Raw genomic sequence first — 20430 nt, forward strand, 5'->3', positions numbered from 1 at the left:
GGCTCGCTCGCCCGGATGCTCACTCGCATAGGGCGATGACCTCGTTCTCGTACGTCTCCAGCCGGTGCCGTCCCGCCCCGGCGCGCAGCAGCACACGCGTGCCGCGCACCACCTGCCGCTCGCCGTCCGGCCGGACCAGCACGAGGCCGTCGGCGTCCAGCGCCAGCAGCTCGTCACCCAGCCTGACCAGCAGCGGCCCGTCGGGGTCCGTGGAGACGGCGGTGCGCCCGGCCCGCACGCCGTCCAGCACCGCGCTCGTGTCCTCGGCCAGCACCCAGGTCGTGGGCGACCCGGGCAGCCCGTCGGAGCCGGAGCGGTGGAAGTCGCTGCCGCCGATCGCGATCACATCGTCCCGCCAGGCGTCGGCCCAGGCCAGCGGCGCGCCCCAGCGGCGGTCCCACCAGCCGGAGCTCCAGACCTCGGCGACCCGGGGCCGGCGGCTGATCGGCAGCAGCCAGGCGCAGTCGCCGCCGAGCGGGTGGTTGATGGAGATCAGGCCGCCCGCGCGCTCGGCGTGCTCGGCCCACGAGTCCGCGGGCCGGCGGAAGTCCACCCAGCCGACCTCGCCGAACACGTTCGCGTGGCCCCGGTCGGTGGTGACCTCCTGGCCGGGGATGAGCGTGATGTCGCGTCCGATCTTCGCCAGGTGGGGATGGTGGCTGACTGTGTTGTGGTCGGTGACGGCCAGGAAGTCGAGCCCGCGCCCGTGGGCCAGCTCGGCCAGCTCGGCGATGGTCAGGCTGCCGTCGCTGTGCACGGTGTGGGCGTGGAAGTCCCCGGCGAACCACCGCAGGCCGTCCACATCGGGCAGGTCGCGGCGCGGCGGTCGCTCCCCGTGCGGCGGCTCGGCGACGACCGGCTCCGGCGGCGCGACGGTCTCCGTCGTGATCTCCAGCGTGTAGTCGAGCCCCTGCGGCGGGATCCGGTGCAGGCGCAGCCACACGTGCCAGGTGCCCGATTCGGGCTCGCCCGGCAGGTAGCCGGGGGTCGCCCAGTCCGCGGTGATCGTGTACTCGTCGCGCGCGCCGCCCGACCAGCCGCGGAACCCGTCCGGCGCGCCGCACCCGAGGTCGATCACGCCCTGCGACCTGTCGTACGCCAGCTTGACGGTCACGGCCGCGGCGCCCGCGGGCACCTCGAACGGGACCTCCCGCAGGATCCGCTCCAGCCGGTCGTCCAGACTCCAGCGGCTCACACCAGCTCTCCGTCCCGGTAGACCAGGGCACGGTCACGCCTGGGCAGCGCGAAGCCCTCGTCGCCGATCCCGGGCTCGCTGCCCTCGGGCACGACGGCCTGCACGCTCACGTCGTTGACGTCGAGCGTCACCAGGTGGGACGCGCCCAGGTTCTCCATGATGACCACCTTCCCGCCCAGCGCGCCCTCCGCGGGCTCGGCGGAGTAGGCCATGTACTCGGGCCGCACGCCGTACACGATCCGCTCCCCGTCGGACAGCCGTCCCTCGGCCGAGGCCGGGACGGCGACCTTGCACCCTGCCACGTCCAGCGTGTCACCTCGTACGGCCCCGTCCAGCAGGTTCATGGGCGTCGAGCCGATGAACCCGGCCACGAACGTGTTCGCGGGCCGCTGGAACACCTCGGCCGGTGTACCGATCTGCCGGATGTGCCCGGCCTCCATGACGGCCATCCTGTCGGCCATGGCCAGCGCCTCCGCCTGGTCGTGCGTGACGAAGACGGTGGTGACGCCCAGCTCGCGCTGGAGCTTCTTCAGGAACGTACGCGCTTCGAGCCGGAGCCTGGCGTCCAGGTTGGACAGCGGCTCGTCGAACAGGAACGCCTGCGCCTGCGTGGCCATCACCCTGGCCAGGGCCACCCGCTGCTGCTGCCCGCCGGAGAGCTGGCCGGGCCGCCGGTCCATGAGCTGGTCGAGCCCCAGCCGCGTCCCCACCTCCAGGGCCTTGTCGCGGCGCGCCCCCTTGGCGACCTTCTTGATCCGCAGCGGGTAGGCGATGTTGTCCGTGACGTCCATGTGCGGGAACAACGCGTAGTCCTGGAAGACCATCGCGATGTCCCGGCCGCCCGGCTGCACCCCGGTCACGTCGCGGCCGCCGATCACCACGGACCCGCCCGTGGCGGTCTCCAGCCCGGCGATCGTGCGCAGCAGCGTGGTCTTGCCGCAGCCGGAGGGGCCGAGCAGGGCGAAGAACTCGCCGTCGGGTACGGCCAGGTCGAGCGCGTCGAGGGCTTTCACCCCGCCGGGATAGACCTTGGTCAGCCCGCGTAGTTCGATGGCGGCCATTAACGCTTGATCCCTCCGTGGAAGCGGAAGCCATACTTCTTGCTGACGAACAGGTACATGAGCACCACGGGAACCGAGTAGAGCAGGCCGAACGTGGACAGCATGCTGAGGTTGGCCTGGCCGCCCTCGGTGTACAGCGTGTACGTGATCACCGCCGCCGGCTGCTTCTCGACGTCGCTCAGCAGCAGGTACGGCATCAGGAAGTTCCCCCACACGTTGGCCACGGCCCAGACCCCGATCGTGGCCAGCCCTGGGCGTACCAGGGGCACCACCACGTGCCGCACGATCTGCAGCGGCGTGGCCCCGAACACCCTGGCCGACTCCTCATAGGACTGCGGCGTGGAGTCCATGAAGTCCTTCAGCATGAAGATCGCCGCGGGCAGCAGGCCGCCGGTCAGGATGAGGATCACGCCGAGCTGCGAGTCGATGAGGTTCAGCTCCACCGCGAGCTGGAACAACGGCACCATGGCCGCCGTCCCCGTGATGATCGACGACAGCAGCAGCAACGCGTACAACAGGGCGTCCCGGCCGGGCAGCCGCACCCGGCTCAGCGCGTACGCGGCCAGCGCCGCCAGCGCCACCACCAGCACGGCCGTCCCCACCGACAGCACCACCGAGTTCCACAGCGACGGCAGCGCGTACGGGTGATCCAGGACCGCCAGGAAGTTGTCCAAGGTGAAGTCGGGCACCGAGACCTCGTAGGTGGGGTCCGAGGTGAACGGCGCCGTCACCAGCCACAGCAGCGGGATCGTGAAGAAGGCCAGCAGCACCGCGATCAGCGTGTAGAAGCCGATCCGGCCCAGGACGAAGCGCGTCATTTCTTGCTCCGGAGCAGCCGCAGGTAGAACACCGCCACGACCAGGTTGATCAACAGGATGATCGTGGACACGGCCGCGCCGTAGCCCAGCTCGCCGCTCTGCAGCGCCACCTTGTACACGTGCACGGCCAGCACCTCGGACTTGCCGTCGGGGCCGCCCGCGGTGAGCAGGAAGGGGGTGAAGTCGTTGAACGTCCACAGGCTGATGAGCAGCAGGTTCGTCAGGATGTGGCCGCGGATGTGCGGGAAGACCACGTCCCTGAGCTGCTGCCAGCCGGAGGCCCCGGCCAGGCGGGCGCTCTCCAGGTGGGAGGGCGGCACGTTCCCGAGCGCGGCGCCGTACAACATCATCGAGAACGCGGTGCCGCGCCAGGTGTTGAACACGACGATCGACAGCATGGGGTGGTCCAGCAGCCAGGCGAAGCCGGGGATGCCGAGCAGCGCGTTGAGCGTGCCGCCGTCGCGGTCGAGCAGCGCCACCCACAGGAACGACACCACGGCGCTCGGCAGGATCCAGGCCAGGATGACCAGGCCCTCCACCAGCCGCTTCAGCGGGCCGCGCCGGTCGCGCAGCAGCCACGCGATGGTGAAGCCGAGCCCGACCTGGCCGATGACGGCCGAGCCGAGCACGAACTGCGTGGTCAGCCAGGTCGAGCTCCAGAATTCGGGGTTCGACACCGCGCCGAGGAGGTTGTCCAGCCCGACGAACTGCGGCTCCGCGGCGGCGGCCCCGGTCAGCCGGTAGTTGGTGAGCCCGAGATAGAGCACCCACAGCGCGGGGAAGACCAGGAAGATCGCGATGAGCAGCAGGGCGGGCGCGGCGAAGGCCCCGGCCCGCAGCCTGCCCAGGCCCGCCGCGTCCGAGCTGTAGCGGCGGGCGGGCCCGGCCTCTCCGGCCGACTCGGGGGCCTCAGGAGGCGATATTGCCTGCGCCACCGGCGATTCCTTCGAGCTTCTTCTGATAGTCGGCCGCCGCCTGGTCGGGCGCGGTGCCGCCCACGACCGCGGCGGTCGCCTCCTGCAGCGCCACCGACACCTGCGGGTAGAGCGCGACCGGCGGCCGGTAGGCCGTCAGCGGCAGCACCTTCTCCGAGATGAACGTCAGCAGCGGCTCACCGGCGAGGATCTCCTTGTTGACGTCGGTACGCGGCGTCACGCGGACGTTGCCGTCCTTGGTCTCCTCCTTCAGCGCCTCGGGCGAGAGCGTGAAGGCCGCCAGCTCGAAGGCCTCCTTCGGGTGCTTGCTGTTGGGGTTCACGGTACGCAGGGCGCCGCCGGACATGCTGACGAAGTCCTGGCCGCGCAGGCCCTTGCCGGGCTCCATGGCCGGGATCATGGCGTAGCCGACGACCTGGTCACGGTCGTCCATCTTGGCCACGCCCTCCTTGGGGTTGACCACGCCGCGCCAGAAGTAGTCGCCCTCCATCAGGATGCCGATCTTGCCCTGGGCGAACTGCTGGAACGACTTGTCGCGCCCCTTGGCCTCCTGCTGCAGCTTGGGATCGCCGAGGCCACCGCCGTAGATCTTCTGGTAGAAGCCGAGCGCGTCCTTCAGCGGCTGCGCGGCGCCGGTCCACTTGCCGTCCTTCTGCACCTCGCCGCCCGCGCCCGCGAGCAGCGGCAGCACGCCCTGCATCGCGGTGGCCTCGCCCATCGCGGTGCCGGCGTTGATCTGGATCGGCACGGGCACGCCCGAGGACTTCAGCTTGGTCCCGGCGTCGAGGATCTCCTGCCAGCTCTTCGGCTGCCAGTCGGCGGGGAGCCCGGCCTTCTGGAAGAGCGTCTTGTTGAAGTAGAGGACCCGGCCGTCGGTGCCGACGGGCAGGGCGTACTTCTTACCGTTGAACTCCGTCATGCCCTGGACGGCCTCAGGGATCTGGGACCAGCCGTCCCAGCTCTCGGCCTCGGCCCCGATCAGGTCCGGCAGAGGCTTGAGATAGCCCGCCTCGGCGAACTCGCCGGCCCAGATGCCGTCGATGTCGATCACGTCCGCGCCCTTGCCTGACTTGAGGTCGAGGGAGAGCTTGGTCTTGTACTGTTCGTCGTCGACGCCGCTGGGGACGAACTTGACCGTGACGTTCTTGCCCTTCGCCTTCTGCGCCGCCTCGAACTTGGGAATCACCCAGTTCGCGATGAAGTTCGCGGCGGCGGCGTTCTTGCCGCCCGCGATGGCGTTCTGGGCGATCGTCAGCTCGATGGCGTCGCCGCCACCCCCGCCGGACGACTGGCCGCAGGCGGCGAGCCCCAGCCCGGCCGCGGCGAGGACCGCGACCACACCCATAGACCGTTTCCGCAAAGCCATGCAAACCCTCCGACGTGTCCTTAAAGGGGAGGAGCCAGTGGCCAATATGTCATGACATTCATATGACGTAAAGGCCCGGCCATAATAGGTAACATAGCGGACATCCGAATGTCATGACAATATGCCATAGTGTGGAAGTTAGCCCTGGAGGTGCTTTGTACGATCTGATCACGATCGGCCGCTGCGGCGTCGACGTCTACCCGCTGCAGACCGGCGTCGGCCTGGCCGACGTCGAGACCTTCGGCAAGTTCCTCGGTGGCAGCCCGACGAACGTCGCCGTGGCCGCGGCACGGCACGGGCTGCGCTCCGCGGTGATCACGGGCGTGGGGGCCGACCCCTTCGGCGAGTTCGTCAGGCGCGCGATCCGCGGGTTCGGTGTGGACGACGCCTACGTGAGCACCGTCGAAGGGCCGCCGACGCCCGTCACGTTCTGCGAGATCTTCCCTCCCGACCATTTCCCGCTCTACTTCTACCGCGGCGAGCACCCGCCCGATCTGCAGATCACGCCCTCACTCCTGGACCTGGAGGCCATCGGCGCGGCGAGCGTGTTCTGGTTCTCGCTGACCGGCCTGAGCCAGGAGCCCAGCGCCGCCGCCCACGCCGCGGCCCTTTCCGCGCGGAAGACCGGCTGGACGGTGTTCGACCTGGACTGGCGGCCGATGCTGTGGGAGTCGCCCGAGGCGGCCCAGGCCGCCGTGCGCGGGGCGCTGCCGTACGCGAACGTGGCCGTCGGCAACCTGGACGAGGTGGAGACCGCGGTCGGCGTACGCGATCCGGAGGCCGCCGCCCAGGCGCTGCTGGACGCGGGCGTCCAGGTGGCCATCGTGAAAATGGGCCCTGAAGGGGTTTTCGCGCGTACCTCTGAGGAGAGCGCCTTGGTGGAGCCGGTGGAGGTGAAGGTGGTCAACGGGATCGGAGCGGGCGACGCGTTCGGCGGCGCGATCTGCCTCGGGCTGCTGCGCGGCTGGCCCCTGGAGCGCACGATCCGCTTCGCCAACGCGGCGGGCGCGTTCGTCGCCGCCCGCCTGGCCTGCGCCGATGCCATGCCGTCCACGGCGGAGGTCGAGGACCTGCTGAACGGAGTGCGTTCTTGACTGACATGACGCTGCCCAGGACCACCGGTTACGAGCGGCTCACCCACATCCGCGCCACCAGGCCGGAGGAGATCGCCGCGGCCGCGGCGCGACGCGAGCGGCGCGGGCTGCCGGTCGAGGGCGAGCGGCTGCTGATCATCGCCGCCGACCATCCCGCGCGCGGCTCGCTGGGCGTCCGCGACCGGCCGCTGGCCATGGCCAGCCGCACCGACCTGCTCGACCGGCTCCAGGCGGCGCTGGCCAGGCCGGGCGTGGACGGCATCCTGGCCGCGCCGGACGTGCTGGAGGACCTGCTGCTGCTGGGCGCGCTCGAAGGCAAGCTGGCCTTCGGCTCCATGAACAGGGGCGGCCTGCAGGGCTCGGTGTTCGAGCTGGACGACCGCTTCACCGGCTTCGACGCGGCCTCGATCGACGCGATGCGGCTGGACGGCGGCAAGATGCTCTGCCGCATCGACCCCGGCGACCACGCGACGGTGGCCACGCTCGAGTCGTGCGCCCGCGCGGTCACGGACCTGGCCCGCCGTCGGCTGGTGGCCATGGTGGAGCCGTTCTGGTCGCAGCGCTCGGAGTCGGGGGCGGTGCGCAACGACCTGTCCCCCGAGGCGGTGATCCGGTCGATCAGCATCGCCCAGGCGCTCGGCGTCACCTCGGCCTACACCTGGCTCAAGATCCCCGCCGTGCCGGAGATGGAGCGGGTGATGGCCGCCACCACGCTGCCCGCCCTGCTGCTCGGCGGCGACCCGCCCGACATCGACGCCGCCTTCGCCGACTGGCACCGCGCGCTGAGCCTGCCGGGCGTGCGGGGGCTCGTCGTCGGGCGCGCCCTGCTCTACCCTCCGGACGACGACGTGGCAACCGCCGTAGACGGCGCCGCCGCCCTGGTTCGAGAGGTCCGCGCATGACACACCTTCCGTACGGCAAGGCCGCCAACGCCCCCTGGGCGGTCGAGATCACGCCCTCCCTGGCCGGCTGGACGTACTCGGGGCTGCGGGTCGTGGACCTGGCCGGTGAGCCGGTGTCGTTCCTGACGGGCGAGGAAGAGGTGCTCGTCCTGCCGCTGGCGGGGTCGTGCTCGGTCACGCTGCCCGGAGCGACGTACGAGCTGGCGGGCCGCGCGTCGGTCTTCGACGGCCCCTCCGATTTCGCCTATATCCCGATTTCTACGCAGGTGACCCTGGAGGGGACCGGCCGGATCGCGCTGCCCTCGGCCCGCGCCACCCGTGCCCTGCCGCCCCGCCACGTCACCGCCGCCGAGGTCCCCGTCGAGTTCAGGGGCGCCGGCCAGGCCAGCCGCCAGGTGAACAACTTCTGCGCCCCCGGCGTCTTCGAGTGCGACAAGCTCATGGCCGTGGAGGTCCTCACGCCGGGCGGCAACTGGTCCTCCTATCCGCCGCACAAGCACGACACCCCCAACCCGGGCGAGGCCGTGCTGGAGGAGATCTACTACTTCGAGGTGGCCGCCCAGGGCCTCGGCTACCAGCGCGTCTACTCCTCGGAAGGCGGCCAGATCGACACCCTGGCCGAGGTCTCCTCGGGTGACGTGGTCCTGGTCCCGTACGGTTACCACGGCCCGTCCATGGCCGCGCCCGGCTACGACCTCTACTACCTGAACGTGCTGGCGGGCCCGGCGGAGCAGCGTTCGATGGCGTTCTGCGACGATCCCCGCCACGCCTGGATCCGCTCCTCCTGGGAAGACCAGCCCACCGACCCCAGACTGCCGTTCGGGAGGACATCATGACCCGGTTGACCGTCGCCCAGGCCGTCGTGCGCTTCCTGGCCGGCCAGTGGACCGAGCGCGACGGCGTGGAGCACCGGCTCATCGGCGGCTGCTGCGGCATCTTCGGCCACGGCAACGTCGCCGGGCTCGGCCAGGCGCTGGCCACCTCGACGGAGGACCTGCCCTACCACCTGAGCCGCAACGAACAGGCGATGGTGCACACCGCCGCCGCCTACGCCCGGGCCAGCAACCGGCTGTCCACCCTGGCCTGCACCACCTCGATCGGCCCCGGCGCGACCAACATGATCACGGGTGCGGCGGGCGCGACGATCAACCGGCTGCCCGTGCTGCTGCTGCCCGGCGACATCTTCTCCACCCGCGTGGCCGGCCCCGTGCTCCAGGAGCTGGAGGACCAGCGCTCCTACGACATCTCCGTCAACGACTGCTTCAAGCCGGTCTCCCGCTTCTGGGACCGGATCAACCGTCCCGAGCAGCTCCCGTCCGCGCTCCTGGCCGCCATGCGGGTGCTCACCGACCCGGCCGAGACCGGCGCGGTGACGCTGGCGCTGCCGCAGGACGTGCAGGCGGAGGCGTTCGACTGGCCGGACGAGCTGTTCGCGCACCGCGTCTGGCACATTCCCCGTCCGCGCCCCGAGCGGGCGGCCCTGACCAGGGCCGCCGAGCTGATCAGGTCGGCGGCCCGCCCGCTGATCGTCGCGGGCGGCGGGACCATCTACGGCGAGGCCACCGAGCAGCTCAGGATCTTCGCCGAGACGCACGGCGTCCCGGTGGCCGAGACGCAGGCGGGCAAGGGCGCGCTGCCCCACGGGCACCCGCTCGCCGTCGGCGCGATCGGCGCCACCGGCACCACGGCCGCCAACGCGCTGGCCCGCGAGGCCGACGTGATCATCGGCGTCGGCACCCGCTACAGCGACTTCACCACGGCCTCCAGGACCATCTTCGCGCCCGACGCCCGGTTCGCGAACATCAACGTCACCGGCTTCGACGCCGCCAAGCTGTCCGGCCTGCAACTGGTCGCCGACGCCCGCGAGGCGCTGGCGGACCTGAGCGAGGCGTGCGCGGGCTGGGGCACACCGGCCGCCTACCGCGAGCGGGCCGCCGAGCTGACCGGGGTCTGGGACGCGGCCGTGGACACGGCGTACGGGCTCGACGGCTCGCCGCTGCCGCAGTCCGCGGTGATCGGCGCGGTCAACGCGGCAGCGGGCGCCGACGGCGTGGTCGTGTGCGCGGCCGGGTCGATGCCCGGCGACCTGCACAAACTGTGGCGGCCGAGCGGCCCGGGCAGCTACCACGTCGAGTACGGCTACTCGTGCATGGGCTATGAGATCGCCGGCGGCCTGGGGGTCAAGATGGCCGCCCCTGAGCGCGAGGTGTTCGTCATGGTGGGCGACGGCTCGTACCTGATGATGGCCCAGGAGCTGGTGACGGCGTTCTCCGAAGGGATCAAGCTGGTCGTCGTCCTGGTGGACAACTCGGGCTTCGCCTCCATCGGCCGCCTGTCGGAGAGCGTCGGCGCCGAGCGGCTCGGGACCGCGTACCGGCATCGTGACGGCGGGCCGCTGCCGGTGGACCTGGCCGCCAACGCGGCCAGCCTCGGCGCGTCCGTGCTGCGCCCCGAGTCGATCTCGGAGCTGCGCAAGGCGCTCGACACGGCCCGCACGGCCAGGGAGACCACGGTGATCTACGTGCGCACCGACCCCATGGCCGACGACGCGCCCTCCTCCGAGGCGTGGTGGGACGTGCCCGTGGCCCAGGTGGGCACGACGAGCGCGACCTACGCGGCGCGGGAGACGTACGAGGCGAACAAGCGCTCGCAGCGTCCGCACCTCAGCCCGCCCGGCTGATCAGGGTTGCCGCCGATCACCTGTGGGAACCCCTCTGACCAGGCATGATCTGGGGGGATCGGATGAGACCGTGGCGGGTGGTCGGCTGGGTCGCGGTCATCGCGGTGGCCCTGTTCTGCCTCTACCACGTGTGGACGGTGGCCATCTCCCTCGTCATCGGCGTGTTCATCACGGCGCTGCTGCTGCCACCGGCCCACTGGCTGCGCTCGCGCGGGCTGAACCGCGCGGCGGCCACCGCGATCGTCTTCACGGCCGGCCTCCTGCTGGCCGCGGCGCTGATCGCGCTGCTGGTGCCGCCCACCGTGAACAGCCTGGCCGAGCTGCGCTCCAGCGTCGGCAAGGTGCTCGACGACCTGCACAACCTGACCGCCAGGTTCGGGCTCGACGACCAGCAGCTCGTCGCGCAGGCCAGGGACTACCTGGCCGGCCAGGGCCGGCAGATCACCAGCGGGGCCCTGGCCGGGGTCAGGACGGTCGGCGAGATCGTGGTCGGGGCCGTGCTGGCGGTCATCCTGTCGATCTACTTCGTGCACGGCGGCGACCGGCTCTTCCGCTGGCTCGTGGACCTCGCGCCCGTCGCGGCCAGGGCGCGCATCTCCGAGGCCGGTCACCTGATCTACTCGGTGATCGGCCGCTACATCCGCGGGATCGCGATCGTGGGGGCGGTGGACGGGTTCTTCATCGGGATCGCGCTGTGGATCCTGGGGGTGCCGATCGCGCTGCCGCTGGCGGTGCTGACGTTCGTCGGCGCGTTCCTGCCGGTGGTGGGGGCGTTCATGGCCGGGCTGCTCGCGGCGGTGGTGGCACTCGTGGCCAAGGGCTGGCTGGTGGCGCTGATCGTGGTCGCGGTGACCGTGGCGGTGCAGCAGATCGAGGGGCACGTGCTCGCGCCGCAGATCTACGGCAAGGCGCTGGACCTGCCGGGGGCGGTGATCCTGGTCGCGATCACGGTGGGCAGCGTGGTCGCCGGCATCACCGGCGCCTTTCTCGCCGCGCCGGTGGCCTCGGTGATCGTCGCTCTGCTCCGCAGGACTCCCGGGACGGTCAGAGCATGAGCTCCAGCTCGTGCCCGGACTCCGGGACGGTCAGAGCGTGCGCTCCAGCTCCAGCTCGTGCCTGATCGGGATGCGTCGGACTCGGCCGGAATGCTCGGTTTGAGGGCTCGCGCCCGATCGACGCCGTGGCGGTGCAGGGCGATCAGGTCGAAGCCGCGCTCGCGTCCACCAGCTCGCACTTAGTGGCGCTGCTCCAGCACGTCCGCGATGCCTGCCAGGAAGGAGTCCACGTCCGCGATGAGGTAGCCCGACCTGATCAGCACGGTCGAGAACTTGGCCCCGCGCACGTCCTTGGCCGTCACGGGATAGTCGGTCGTGCCGCGCAGGGTGGCCACGATCCGGTCGAGGAAGGAGTCGATCTCGTCCTCGTTGTAGCCGGTGCCCATGCGGCCGGGACGGAAGGCCACCCGCTCGACGCGGGCCGCCTGGGTCTCGAACCACTCCTCGCGCAGCATGTCGCCGGTGGGCTCGGCCATGGCCAGGCGGATGGGCCGGTTGGCCAGGGTCTCCAGCGCCACCACGAACGCCTCCAGCGCGAAGTCGACCGCGGTCTCCTGGTAGCCGCCGCGTCTGGCGCGGAACGTGGCGCCGCGGACGTCGTCGGCGGTGACGGGCTCCATGGCGCGCGAGCCCCGGCCCAGGGTGGCCTCGATCCGCCCGATCAGGGCGTCGACCTCCATGGGGTCATAGCCTGAACGCATACCCATGACGCGCGGAAAGCGGTTCAAGCTCACTCCTTTTGAAACGTGCTGAGGGGTACCTCCATTGTGACGCCCTTTATCACGACCATGCGACCTGACGGCTAGCGTGGCAGCACCATGCGTCTGTCTCAAATCTCCTTCCGCTATCGAAAGCGTGATCCGTTCGTCATCCAGGAAGCCGATGCCCGGCTCGTCCCCGGCGACGTGATCGAGCTGACCGGGGCGAACGGGGCGGGCAAATCAACCCTGCTCCGCCTCCTGGCAGGTCTCGCCGAGCCGACGATCGGGACGATCGCCGACCGCCCGGCGGTCGTCGGCTTCGCCCCCGACCGCTTTCCCTCGGCCCAGCCGTTCACGGTGACGGCGTACCTGCGCCACATGGCCCGCGTACGCGGCGGAGCCCGCTGGGAGCCGTGGGCCGAGCGCCTGAACATGGGCCACCTCCTGGCCCTGCCGCTCGGCGAGCTGTCGAAGGGCAGCGCGCACAAGGTCGGCCTGACCCAGGCGCTGATGGCCGACCCGGGCCTGCTGATCCTGGACGAGCCGTTCGCCGGGCTCGACGCCGACACCCGCGACACGCTGCCCTCGATCGCCATGGAGATCGGGGCGCGGGGCGGCATCGTCATCGCCAGCGACCACCAGGGCGGCCTGCGCGGCCTGCCCGGGCTCCGCCAGTGGTCGATGGTCGACGGACGGCTCAAGGAGAGCTCAGAGGCCCTTCAGGAGCCGGAGACCGCCCCTCGGGCAGGAGGGCGCCAGGAAGCGGTCGTGGCGGTCACGTTACCCGCGGCCGAGCTGCCCCGCTTCCTCGCCAGGATGCGCGGCGAGGGCTACCGGGCCCGCGAGATCGAGGAGACCGGATGATCGCCCTGGCCGTCTTCCGCGTGGCCGCCTACATCCGTTCGCACCGCGTCTACCAGGCGCTCCTGCTCACCTTGGCGGTGCTCGCGATCGTGCACGGCAGCCGGGCCCCGAGAGGCGCTGAGGCCAGCGTGCTCACGGACGGCGCCATCCTGCTCATCCCCGTCCTGGCCTGGGCCGCCAGAAGCCTCCTCGACACCGAGCCCGACCGGCAGCGCGAGATGTCCGCGATCCAGGCGGGCGGCCGGGGCAAGGAGGTGGCCGCGGGGCTGATGGCGGCGTTCGCGGCGTGTGCCGTGATCGCGGCGCTCGGCCTGGGCTGGGCGCTGCTGCTCGGCGTGAGCCAGACGCCGCAGCCGGGCGTGCTGGCCGCCTCCCTCCTCCTGTACGGCGTGGCCGCGCTGACCGGAACCGTGCTGGGCGCCCTCACCAGCCGCGTGATCCTGCCGTCCCCGGCCGTGTCGATCATGGCCCTGCTCCTCGGCTTCATGGTGATGCTGCTGCTCAGCGCCTCGTCCCTGTACTGGCTCACCGTCCCGCTCATCCCGTGGATGAAGGCCGCGAACGACGGTCAGCTGCTCACCCAGGTCCCGCCGCTCGCCGCCATCTCGCTGGCCTGGTGCCTGGCGGGGCTGGCCGCCTATCTGTGGCGCCGGCGCAGGGTGTAGGTTAGTGAGCGCTCACCCACCCTTGAGGAGGCGTCGGTGAAACTCATCTGCATCGGTGACAGCATCACGCGCGGCCAAGTGAGTGCCGACTACGTGGCTCTGCTCCGGGCGCGGCTGCCCGGGGTGACCGTGCTCAACTCCGGCGTCAACTACGAGGTCTCGGCTCAGACGCTCAAGCGGCTCGACGACGTCATCGGGCAGGACCCGGACGTGGTGACCGTACTGATCGGGACGAACGACGCGAACTCCACGCTCAACCCGAAGCTCGCCAGGACGCTGCACAAGCGCTGGGGCCTTGCCACGCCTCCCAGCACCGCGGAGTACGCCGCGAACCTCACCGCCATCGCCAAGCGCCTCCAGGACGAGACGATGGCCAGGGTGGGGCTGCTCTCCCTGCCGGTCATCGGCGAGGATCTCGGCTCGGAGCCGGTACGGCGGGCCGCCTCGTACAGTGCGGTCGTCCGGGAGGTGGCGGCGGATCAGGGGGTGGCGTACCTGCCGCTCAACGAGCGGATGACCGCGTACTTGGAGGAGCAGGGCAGGACGCCCGGCACCCACTACCGGGCGGAGGGGCGGCTGGCCCAGACCGCGGCGATGCAGCACTTCCTGCTCGGCCGCCGCCTGGACGCCATCTCCAGGAGCCGCGGCCTGCAGCTCACCACGGACACCGTCCACCTGAACGGGCGGGGCGCCGCGATGGTCGCCGACCTGATCGAGGCGTTCTCCGCCCGCTCGATCGCCCCGCACTGACCTCCGGGGCCTCCCGCTCCTCGCCCGCTCGGCCTGGGGGCTGCCTGCTGCCCGCCCGATCCGGCGGGCTGCCCGCTACCCGCCCGAACTGGGAGGCTGCCCGTTGCGCGCCCGCTCGGCCTAGGGGCCTGCTTGTTACTCCGCGGCGGCGAGCTGGCCGCAGGCGCCGTCGATCTCGCGTCCGCGCGTGTCGCGGACCGTCACCGGCACGCCGTGGAGCTCCAGCCGCCGCACGAACGCCCGCTCGTCCTCCGGCCGCGACGCCGTCCACTTGGAGCCGGGCGTGGGGTTGAGCGGGATCAGGTTGACGTGCACCAGCTTGTTCTTGATCAGCTTGCCGAGCAGGTCGGCCCGCCACTCCTGGTCGTTGATGTCCTTGATCAGGGCGTACTCGATCGAGACCCGCCGCTTGGTCCTGGCCGCGTACGCCCAGGCGGCGTCGAGGACCTCCGAGACCTTCCACCGCGTGTTGATCGGCACCAGCGTGTCACGCAGCTCGTCGTCCGGCGCGTGCAGGGACAGCGCCAGCGTGACGGGCAGCCCCTCGTCGGCGAGCTTGCCGATGGCGGGCACGAGACCCACGGTGGACACGGTGACGCCGCGGGCGGAGATGCCCAGCCCGTCCGGCGCCGGCTCCACCATGCGGCGGACCGCGCCGATCACCTGCTTGTAGTTGGCCAGCGGCTCGCCCATCCCCATGAACACGACGTTGTTCACCCGGGCGGGCCCACCGGGCACCTCGCCGGCCGCCAGCGCGCGAGCGCCGGAGACGACCTGCTCGACGATCTCCGCGGTGGACATGTTGCGGGTCAGGCCCGCCTGTCCCGTGGCGCAGAACGGGCAGTTCATGCCGCAGCCGGCCTGTGACGACACGCAGATCGTGACGCGATCGGGATAACGCATCAGCACCGACTCGACCAGCGCCCCGTCGAACAGCCGCCACAGCGTCTTACGGGTGGTGCCGCCGTCGGTGGTCTGCTCCTTGACCGGCGTGAGCAGGCTGGGCAGCAGCGCGGAGAGCTTCTCACGAGAGGCCGCGGGCAGGTCCGTCATCGCGCCCACGTCGGTGGTGAGGCGCTCGAAGTAGTGGCGGGAGAGCTGGTCGGCGCGGAACGCCTTCTCGCCCAGCTCGGTCACCGCGGCCCGCCGGTCGGCCATCGACAGGTCGGCCAGATGCCGTGCGGGCTTGGCCCGCCGGGGCGCGACGAAGGTGAGCTGACCTGGGGGCTGGGACACGTTCCTGCCTTTGCTTGAAGGGTTGTGGACCAGGGTATTGAACGTTTGGATCGGAGGTGGCATTCCTGGTCACGCTGCGGCTCGCATCGGGCTCATCGCCCGATCTACAGTCATCTCGTATGGCGATTTTTCGGTCGGCATCAAGCGAGGGTGGCACCGAGGTCGTACTCGCCGCCGGTAATCCGTACGGCAGCCGGACGCTCGTCGTCGAGCGGGACGAGGACTCCTCGGTAGCTTACCTGTGCTCGCCCGACGGCACGGTCCACGGCGCCGTCTGGCTGGCCAACCATCGCCCGGCCCCGCCGGTGGTGGACCTGGCCAGGATCAACTCCGGGCTGCCGCCGCTGATGCCGCGGCCGAACACGCTGCATCCCGACGGCCGCAGGCCGCTCGGGCAGCTCAGCGCGCTGTGGTTCGAGGAGGGTGACGGGGTCGCCCTGTACGAGGACGACGACCTGCTGGCGGTCATCCCCGGCTGGGCCGACATGAGCAGGGGCATGCCCGGCTACGCGCGTGACGCGGTGGGCGAGTCGCCGTTCGCCTGGGCGCTGTCCGAGGCGCTCGAAGGGCTGCGTCCCCGTATCTCCAACGCCAGGTCCTACTGGCGCTGGCGGCATGGCGAGGGGTCGTGGCCGTCGTTCCAGCAGTTCGTGATGGGGCATCTGGATCGGGTGCTCGGTCCGGCCGGCCGCTACTGGGACGCCAGCGGCGAACGCCTGCCCACCGTCGGCATCACCGAACGCCCACCGCACGCCGAACGCGGCTTCAGCGTGGTGTCCACGGTCGGGATGAGCTGCCAGCGGATGCCCACGGTCGAGCAGTGGATCGACCAGCCGGGCGCGTACGCCAGGATCGAGCTGGCCGTCGCCACCATCGAGGACCCGAGGGACGCGGCGCTGCTGCTGGTGTGGCTGTCCCAATATCCGTGGCATTCGGTCACGTGGCTCGGCCACGGGCACACGGCGCGGTGGTATCACGAGCCGTCGACGTTCCCGCTGGGTCCCCAGTATTCAGGCGTCCTGATGCGCGCCGATCCTCCCGGCATGCCCGACATGTCAGGATTTGGCTTCGGTGGTGAGGCCGTACGGTGGCTCTGGCTGACCCCCGTCACCGCGGAGGCCATGGAGGCCCAGCCCCATTAGCGTTCGCCGCTAGAAGAACAAGGTCATCAGCAGCCACGCCGGGACCAGCGTCGTCACCAGCGAATCGAGCCGATCCATCAGCCCGCCATGCCCGGGCAGAATCGTGCCCAGGTCCTTGATGCCGAGATCCCGCTTGATCATCGACTCGATCAGGTCGCCCACGGTCGCCAGCACCGCCGCCAGCGCGCCGATCAGCGCGCCCTGCCAGATGTCCCCGTCCAGCAGCCACACCACCAGCCAGGCCCCGACCGCCGTGCACGCGACGACGGACCCGGCGAGCCCTTCCCAGGTCTTCTTCGGGCTGATGACCGTCATCTGGTGCCTGCCGAACAGCACTCCGGCGATGTAGCCGCCGATGTCGCTGGCCACGGTCACCGCGACGAAGATCAGCACCCGATGGTGGCCGTCGTCCTCCGTGAGCAGCAGCGCGACGAACGCGCTCAGCATCGCGGGATAGAACAGCGTGAACACCGACGCCGTCGCATCCCGTACGTAACCATCGGTGCCGTCGCTGAACATCCGCCAGATCAGCAGCACGAACGCGAAGATCGCGAACGCCGCGATCAGCCAGACCGGTCCGCCGAAGTAGGCGCCCGCCTGCATCCCCACCAGGCCCGCGAGCACCGGTATGGCGGGCACCTTGATGCCGCGGGTGCCGAACGCCTTGATCAGCTCGAGCACACCGACGCCCACGGCCGCCACCACGACCACAAGGAAAAGCTCCTTGATCGTGTAGAGCGAGCCGATGGTCAGTCCGCCCAGCACCACGCCGACCGCTATCGCGGCAGGCAGGTTCCTTCCGGTACGGCTGCCGCCGCTCGAGCTGGTGCCAGCCGTACGTTCTTCCACAGAGTTCTCCAAGAGCCACGGCCCCCACCGCCACGGCGAGGGCCGTAGAGCAGACCCGCTTCCTGCGGCGGCCCACTGAACGCGGTCCGCCGTGCGGCGCGCCGCTCAGACTTCGAGCAGCTCGGCTTCCTTGTGCTTGAGCAGCTCGTCGATCTTGGCGACGTGCTTCTGGGTGAGGTCGTCGAGCTCCTTCTCGGCCCGCCTGACCTCGTCCTCGCCCGCCTCGCCGTCCTTGATCATCTTGTCGAGGATCTCTTTGGCGGTGCGGCGGATGCTACGGATCGACACCTTGGCGTGCTCGCCCTTGTTCCTGGCGACCTTGATGTAGTCCTTGCGGCGCTCCTCGGACAGCTCCGGGAACGTCACGCGGATCACGTTGCCGTCGTCGGTCGGGTTGACGCCAAGGTCCGAGTCGCGGATGGCCCGCTCGATCGCGGTCATCGAGCTCTTGTCATAGGGCTGGATGAGCACCATGCGCGCCTCTGGCACGTGGAACGACGCCAACTGCTGGATCGGCGTCGGCGTGCCGTAGTACTCGGCATTGATCTTGTTGAACATCGAGGGGGTGACTCGGCCCGTACGGATGCTCGCGAAGTCCTCCTTCGCGACCGAGACGGCCTTGTCCATCTTGTCCTCGGCTTCGAGGAGGGTTTCGTCGATCACAGCGGCTCCCTGTCTTCTAGCTGGCGGGGTCGGGCTCGCTCCCTCATTTGCCTGCGGGACTCACCAGCGTGCCGATCTTCTCACCGCGGACCGCTCGCAGGATGTTGCCCTCGCCCATGAGGTCGAAGACCACGATGGGCAGATCGTTGTCCTTGCACAGGCTGATCGCGGTGGCGTCCATGACCGCGAGGTCTCGGAGCAGCACCTCGCCGTAGTCGAGGTGGTCGAACCTGACCGCATCCGGGTTCTTACGAGGGTCGGAGTCGTAGATCCCGTCCACTTGCGTGCCCTTGAGCAGCGCCTCGGCGCCGATCTCCAGGGCCCGCTGGGACGCCGCGGTGTCGGTGGAGAAGAACGGCGAGCCGAGCCCGGCGCCGAAGATGACCACGCGCCCCTTCTCGAGGTGCCTGATCGCGCGGCGCGGCAGGAACGGCTCAGCCACCTGCTGCATGGTGATGGCGGTCTGTACGCGTGTCTCCACGCCCCGCCGTTCGAGGAAGTCCTGGAGCGCCAGGCAGTTGATGACCGTGCCGAGCATGCCCATGTAGTCGGCTCTGGCCCGGTCTATGCCGCCCTGCGAGAGGGTCGCGCCGCGGAACATGTTGCCGCCCCCGACCACGACCGCGACCTGCACACCCTCTTTGACCGCCTCGGCGATCGAGTCGGCCAGGTGATCGACGACCACGGGATCGATGCCCAGCGGATCGCCACCGGCGAACGCCTCGCCTGACAGCTTCAACATCACCCGCTTCCATCTAAGCGGATTTTGCGGGTTATGAGGCGAAGAAGCCGCCGTCCGTGTGGATTCGTGGGTTGGCTCCCGGTGGTCCTGCACGGCGGCGGCCTCCTTCAATTCGGCGGATCGTTGAGCTGGCAGCTTGCCTAAGCCTAAGCCTGACCAACCTTGTAGCGGACAAAGCCCAGGACCTCTACGCCGTTCTCCTCGGCGTACTTGCCCACGCTCTTCTTGTTCTCCTTGACGAAGGCCTGCTGGAGAAGGGTGAAGTCCTTGTACCAGCCGTTGACGCGGCCCTCGACGATCTTCGCGATCGCCTGCTCGGGCTTGCCCTCGTCGCGGGTCATCTCCTCGAAGAGCTTGCGCTCCTTCTCGACGACCTCGGCGGGCACGGAGTCGGCCTTGAGGTACTGCGGCGCCATGGCCGCGGCGTGCTGCGCGATGTCCTTGGCGACGTCGGCGTTCGGCTTGTCGAGCTGGACCAGCACGCCGACCGCCGGCGGCAGCGCCGGGTCGGTCTTGTGCATGTAGGCGCCGATGTAGCCGCCCTCCAGCACCGCGAAGCGGCGGATCTCGATCTTCTCGCCGAGCGCGACGTTGGCCACGTCGAGGTGCTCCTTGACGGTTTGGCCGTCGAACGAGGACTCCAGCAGCGTCGCCACGTCGGCGGGCTTGGTGTCGAGCACGTGCGCGACGACCTGGCCGGCCAGCTCCTGGAAGCGCTCGCCCTTGGCCACGAAGTCCGTCTCGCAGTTGAGCTCGAGCAGCGCGGCAGCGGAGTCGCCGTCCTGCTTGAGCGCCACGAGGCCGTTGGAAGCGGTGCGGGCCTCGCGCTTGCCCACGTCCTTGGCGCCCTTGAGGCGCAGCAGCTCGATGGCGCGGTCGAAGTCGCCCTCGGACTCCTCCAGCGCCTTCTTGCAGTCCATCATGCCGGCAGCGGTGATCTCGCGAAGCCGCTTGACGTCGGCCATGTTCACGGAAGCCATTGCTCTTTTTCCTTGTGGGATTTCGTCGTGGATCGGGTGGGTGCCGGGCACCCGCCCTTGGTTGGTACGGCAGACGCGCGCCGTACGAGGAGCCGTGGTCTTGCTCTGGGCCCGGATCGGCCCGGCTTTGCTGCTGCTTCGATCGGCATACTGCCCAGCCTCGCCTCGGCCTACCACCTGAGCTTTGACCGGCCTCGCCCCCGAACCTCCGGGTGCGTCGACCTGGCCTGCCACCTCAGCCTGCTTGGCTGCCTGGCCTGCCTCAGTCTGCCTGGCCTGCCGCCTCAGCCTGGCGCCAAACCCCTGGCCTGCCGCCTCAGCTTGACACCGAACCCCTGGCCTGGCGACGACCGCGTGTCTCTCGCGGCCGACTTCGCCTGCCCAGGACGCTCAGCGCCTGGTGGTCCGCCATATTCAGCTGTTCAGCCGACCGGCTGCCGCACCATGCAACCACCCTTGCCGGATGCCTGCCTGGCGCCACAACCGCGCCGTGCCGGTTCGTTGCCTCACGATGCAGTTGCCCCTGCCGGAACGTTGCCCGATGAAGCGACTACGCCCTGCCGGGCCGCTGCCCGCACAACGCGACCACCTCGCCGGACGAGGCAACCGCCCTGCCGAGAGACGACACCCGAACCAGTCGCCGCCCCACCAGAGGCAACCACCGGAACCCGGTCGCCACCTCACCGGCGACAACCGACCGATCGCCACCTCGCCGGAGACAACCACCGAACC

At 70.3% G+C, this 20430-nt stretch carries 20 protein-coding genes; 9 read left to right on the forward strand and 11 right to left on the reverse strand.

Translation table 11 applies throughout. The features are described 5' to 3' along the window. Nucleotides 1-19: 19 nt before the first annotated feature. From ABEA43_RS44710 to ABEA43_RS44730, 5 genes are read right to left on the reverse strand one after another with little or no spacing between them, the layout of a single operon-like run. Nucleotides 20-1195, reverse strand: coding sequence for a CehA/McbA family metallohydrolase (locus ABEA43_RS44710; RefSeq protein WP_345572065.1), 1176 nt, complete (start codon nt 1193-1195; stop codon nt 20-22). Then, nucleotides 1192-2256, reverse strand: coding sequence for an ABC transporter ATP-binding protein (locus ABEA43_RS44715; protein ID WP_345572067.1), 1065 nt, complete (start codon nt 2254-2256; stop codon nt 1192-1194). Before ABEA43_RS44715 ends, ABEA43_RS44710 begins: the two co-directional genes overlap by 4 nt. Next, nucleotides 2256-3074 carry a carbohydrate ABC transporter permease gene (locus tag ABEA43_RS44720; RefSeq protein ID WP_345572069.1) on the reverse strand — a complete coding sequence of 273 codons (819 nt, stop codon included), beginning with the start codon at nt 3072-3074 and terminating at the stop codon, nt 2256-2258. The genes ABEA43_RS44715 and ABEA43_RS44720 overlap by 1 nt, the downstream gene beginning before the upstream one ends. Beyond that, a complete protein-coding gene (locus ABEA43_RS44725) occupies nt 3071-4009 on the reverse strand; it encodes a carbohydrate ABC transporter permease (RefSeq protein WP_345572070.1) in 939 nt (312 codons plus the stop codon). Before ABEA43_RS44725 ends, ABEA43_RS44720 begins: the two co-directional genes overlap by 4 nt. Continuing rightward, nucleotides 3984-5354 (reverse strand): extracellular solute-binding protein, encoded by a 1371-nt coding sequence (locus ABEA43_RS44730; protein WP_345572072.1) that lies wholly within the window; start codon nt 5352-5354, stop codon nt 3984-3986. Before ABEA43_RS44730 ends, ABEA43_RS44725 begins: the two co-directional genes overlap by 26 nt. 176 nt (nt 5355-5530) lie before the next feature. On the opposite strand from ABEA43_RS44730, the gene iolC reads away from it, so the two are divergent. From iolC to ABEA43_RS44755, 5 genes are all read left to right on the forward strand, one after another. Beyond that, nucleotides 5531-6469, forward strand: a complete 939-nt coding sequence (iolC, locus tag ABEA43_RS44735) for a 5-dehydro-2-deoxygluconokinase (protein ID WP_345572074.1) — start codon at nt 5531-5533, stop codon at nt 6467-6469. A gap of 5 nt (nt 6470-6474) precedes the next feature. Beyond that, nucleotides 6475-7371 carry a Cgl0159 family (beta/alpha)8-fold protein gene (locus ABEA43_RS44740; protein ID WP_345572231.1) on the forward strand — a complete coding sequence of 299 codons (897 nt, stop codon included), beginning with the start codon at nt 6475-6477 and terminating at the stop codon, nt 7369-7371. After that, complete coding sequence (gene iolB / locus ABEA43_RS44745) at nt 7368-8207, forward strand: 5-deoxy-glucuronate isomerase (protein ID WP_345572077.1); 840 nt, start codon at nt 7368-7370, stop codon at nt 8205-8207. The genes ABEA43_RS44740 and iolB overlap by 4 nt, the downstream gene beginning before the upstream one ends. Then, nucleotides 8204-10051 carry a 3D-(3,5/4)-trihydroxycyclohexane-1,2-dione acylhydrolase (decyclizing) gene (gene iolD, locus ABEA43_RS44750; RefSeq protein ID WP_345572079.1) on the forward strand — a complete coding sequence of 616 codons (1848 nt, stop codon included), beginning with the start codon at nt 8204-8206 and terminating at the stop codon, nt 10049-10051. The genes iolB and iolD overlap by 4 nt, the downstream gene beginning before the upstream one ends. A gap of 62 nt (nt 10052-10113) precedes the next feature. Further along, nucleotides 10114-11106, forward strand: a complete 993-nt coding sequence (locus ABEA43_RS44755; RefSeq protein WP_345572081.1) for an AI-2E family transporter — start codon at nt 10114-10116, stop codon at nt 11104-11106. Nucleotides 11107-11285: 179 nt separating this feature from the next. On the opposite strand, the gene ABEA43_RS44760 is transcribed toward ABEA43_RS44755, so the two are convergent. Next, entirely contained in the window at nt 11286-11786 is a 501-nt protein-coding gene (locus tag ABEA43_RS44760; RefSeq protein ID WP_345572083.1) for a DivIVA domain-containing protein, read from the reverse strand. 138 nt (nt 11787-11924) lie between these two features. Between ABEA43_RS44760 and ABEA43_RS44765 the strand changes: the two genes are divergently transcribed. From ABEA43_RS44765 to ABEA43_RS44775, 3 genes are read left to right on the forward strand one after another with little or no spacing between them, the layout of a single operon-like run. Next, on the forward strand, nt 11925-12671 hold the full coding sequence (locus tag ABEA43_RS44765) for an ABC transporter ATP-binding protein (protein ID WP_345572085.1): 747 nt from the start codon (nt 11925-11927) through the stop codon (nt 12669-12671). Then, on the forward strand, nt 12668-13336 hold the full coding sequence (locus ABEA43_RS44770; protein ID WP_345572086.1) for a hypothetical protein: 669 nt from the start codon (nt 12668-12670) through the stop codon (nt 13334-13336). Before ABEA43_RS44765 ends, ABEA43_RS44770 begins: the two co-directional genes overlap by 4 nt. Nucleotides 13337-13372: 36 nt before the next feature. Continuing rightward, entirely contained in the window at nt 13373-14086 is a 714-nt protein-coding gene (locus ABEA43_RS44775) for an SGNH/GDSL hydrolase family protein (protein ID WP_345572088.1), read from the forward strand. A gap of 135 nt (nt 14087-14221) precedes the next feature. On the opposite strand, the gene rlmN is transcribed toward ABEA43_RS44775, so the two are convergent. After that, a complete protein-coding gene (gene rlmN, locus ABEA43_RS44780) occupies nt 14222-15322 on the reverse strand; it encodes a dual-specificity RNA methyltransferase RlmN (RefSeq protein ID WP_345572090.1) in 1101 nt (366 codons plus the stop codon). Between the two features lie 119 nt (nt 15323-15441). On the opposite strand from rlmN, the gene ABEA43_RS44785 reads away from it, so the two are divergent. Next, nucleotides 15442-16464: a suppressor of fused domain protein gene (locus ABEA43_RS44785; protein ID WP_345572092.1), complete on the forward strand. Its 1023-nt coding sequence runs from the start codon at nt 15442-15444 to the stop codon at nt 16462-16464. Between the two features lie 9 nt (nt 16465-16473). Here ABEA43_RS44785 and ABEA43_RS44790 read toward each other — a convergent pair whose 3' ends face one another. The 4 genes from ABEA43_RS44790 to tsf form a co-directional block, all read right to left on the reverse strand. Then, entirely contained in the window at nt 16474-17313 is an 840-nt protein-coding gene (locus ABEA43_RS44790) for a phosphatidate cytidylyltransferase (RefSeq protein WP_345572094.1), read from the reverse strand. A gap of 105 nt (nt 17314-17418) precedes the next feature. After that, nucleotides 17419-17976: a ribosome recycling factor gene (frr, locus tag ABEA43_RS44795; protein WP_345572096.1), complete on the reverse strand. Its 558-nt coding sequence runs from the start codon at nt 17974-17976 to the stop codon at nt 17419-17421. Nucleotides 17977-18019: 43 nt separating this feature from the next. Then, a complete protein-coding gene (pyrH, locus tag ABEA43_RS44800; protein ID WP_345572098.1) occupies nt 18020-18718 on the reverse strand; it encodes a UMP kinase in 699 nt (232 codons plus the stop codon). Nucleotides 18719-18864: 146 nt separating this feature from the next. Further along, nucleotides 18865-19698, reverse strand: coding sequence for a translation elongation factor Ts (gene tsf / locus ABEA43_RS44805; protein WP_345572100.1), 834 nt, complete (start codon nt 19696-19698; stop codon nt 18865-18867). Between the last annotated feature and the right edge of the window lie 732 nt (nt 19699-20430).

The sequence above is a fragment of the Nonomuraea rosea genome (genome assembly GCF_039539705.1).
Classification (GTDB): Bacteria; Actinomycetota; Actinomycetes; order Streptosporangiales; family Streptosporangiaceae; genus Nonomuraea; species Nonomuraea rosea.

Coding starts and splice junctions, on each gene's coding strand:
- ABEA43_RS44715 (WP_345572067.1), bottom strand. CDS start 2,256: ATGGCCGCCATCGAACTACGCGGGCTGACCAAGGTCTATCCCGGCGGG.
- ABEA43_RS44720 (WP_345572069.1), bottom strand. CDS start 3,074: ATGACGCGCTTCGTCCTGGGCCGGATCGGCTTCTACACGCTGATCGCG.
- ABEA43_RS44730 (WP_345572072.1), bottom strand. CDS start 5,354: ATGGGTGTGGTCGCGGTCCTCGCCGCGGCCGGGCTGGGGCTCGCCGCC.
- ABEA43_RS44740 (WP_345572231.1), top strand. CDS start 6,475: ATGACGCTGCCCAGGACCACCGGTTACGAGCGGCTCACCCACATCCGC.
- iolB (WP_345572077.1), top strand. CDS start 7,368: ATGACACACCTTCCGTACGGCAAGGCCGCCAACGCCCCCTGGGCGGTC.
- iolD (WP_345572079.1), top strand. CDS start 8,204: ATGACCCGGTTGACCGTCGCCCAGGCCGTCGTGCGCTTCCTGGCCGGC.
- ABEA43_RS44755 (WP_345572081.1), top strand. CDS start 10,114: ATGAGACCGTGGCGGGTGGTCGGCTGGGTCGCGGTCATCGCGGTGGCC.
- ABEA43_RS44760 (WP_345572083.1), bottom strand. CDS start 11,786: ATGGAGGTCGACGCCCTGATCGGGCGGATCGAGGCCACCCTGGGCCGG.
- ABEA43_RS44765 (WP_345572085.1), top strand. CDS start 11,925: ATGCGTCTGTCTCAAATCTCCTTCCGCTATCGAAAGCGTGATCCGTTC.
- ABEA43_RS44770 (WP_345572086.1), top strand. CDS start 12,668: ATGATCGCCCTGGCCGTCTTCCGCGTGGCCGCCTACATCCGTTCGCAC.
- ABEA43_RS44785 (WP_345572092.1), top strand. CDS start 15,442: ATGGCGATTTTTCGGTCGGCATCAAGCGAGGGTGGCACCGAGGTCGTA.
- pyrH (WP_345572098.1), bottom strand. CDS start 18,718: ATGTTGAAGCTGTCAGGCGAGGCGTTCGCCGGTGGCGATCCGCTGGGC.
- tsf (WP_345572100.1), bottom strand. CDS start 19,698: ATGGCTTCCGTGAACATGGCCGACGTCAAGCGGCTTCGCGAGATCACC.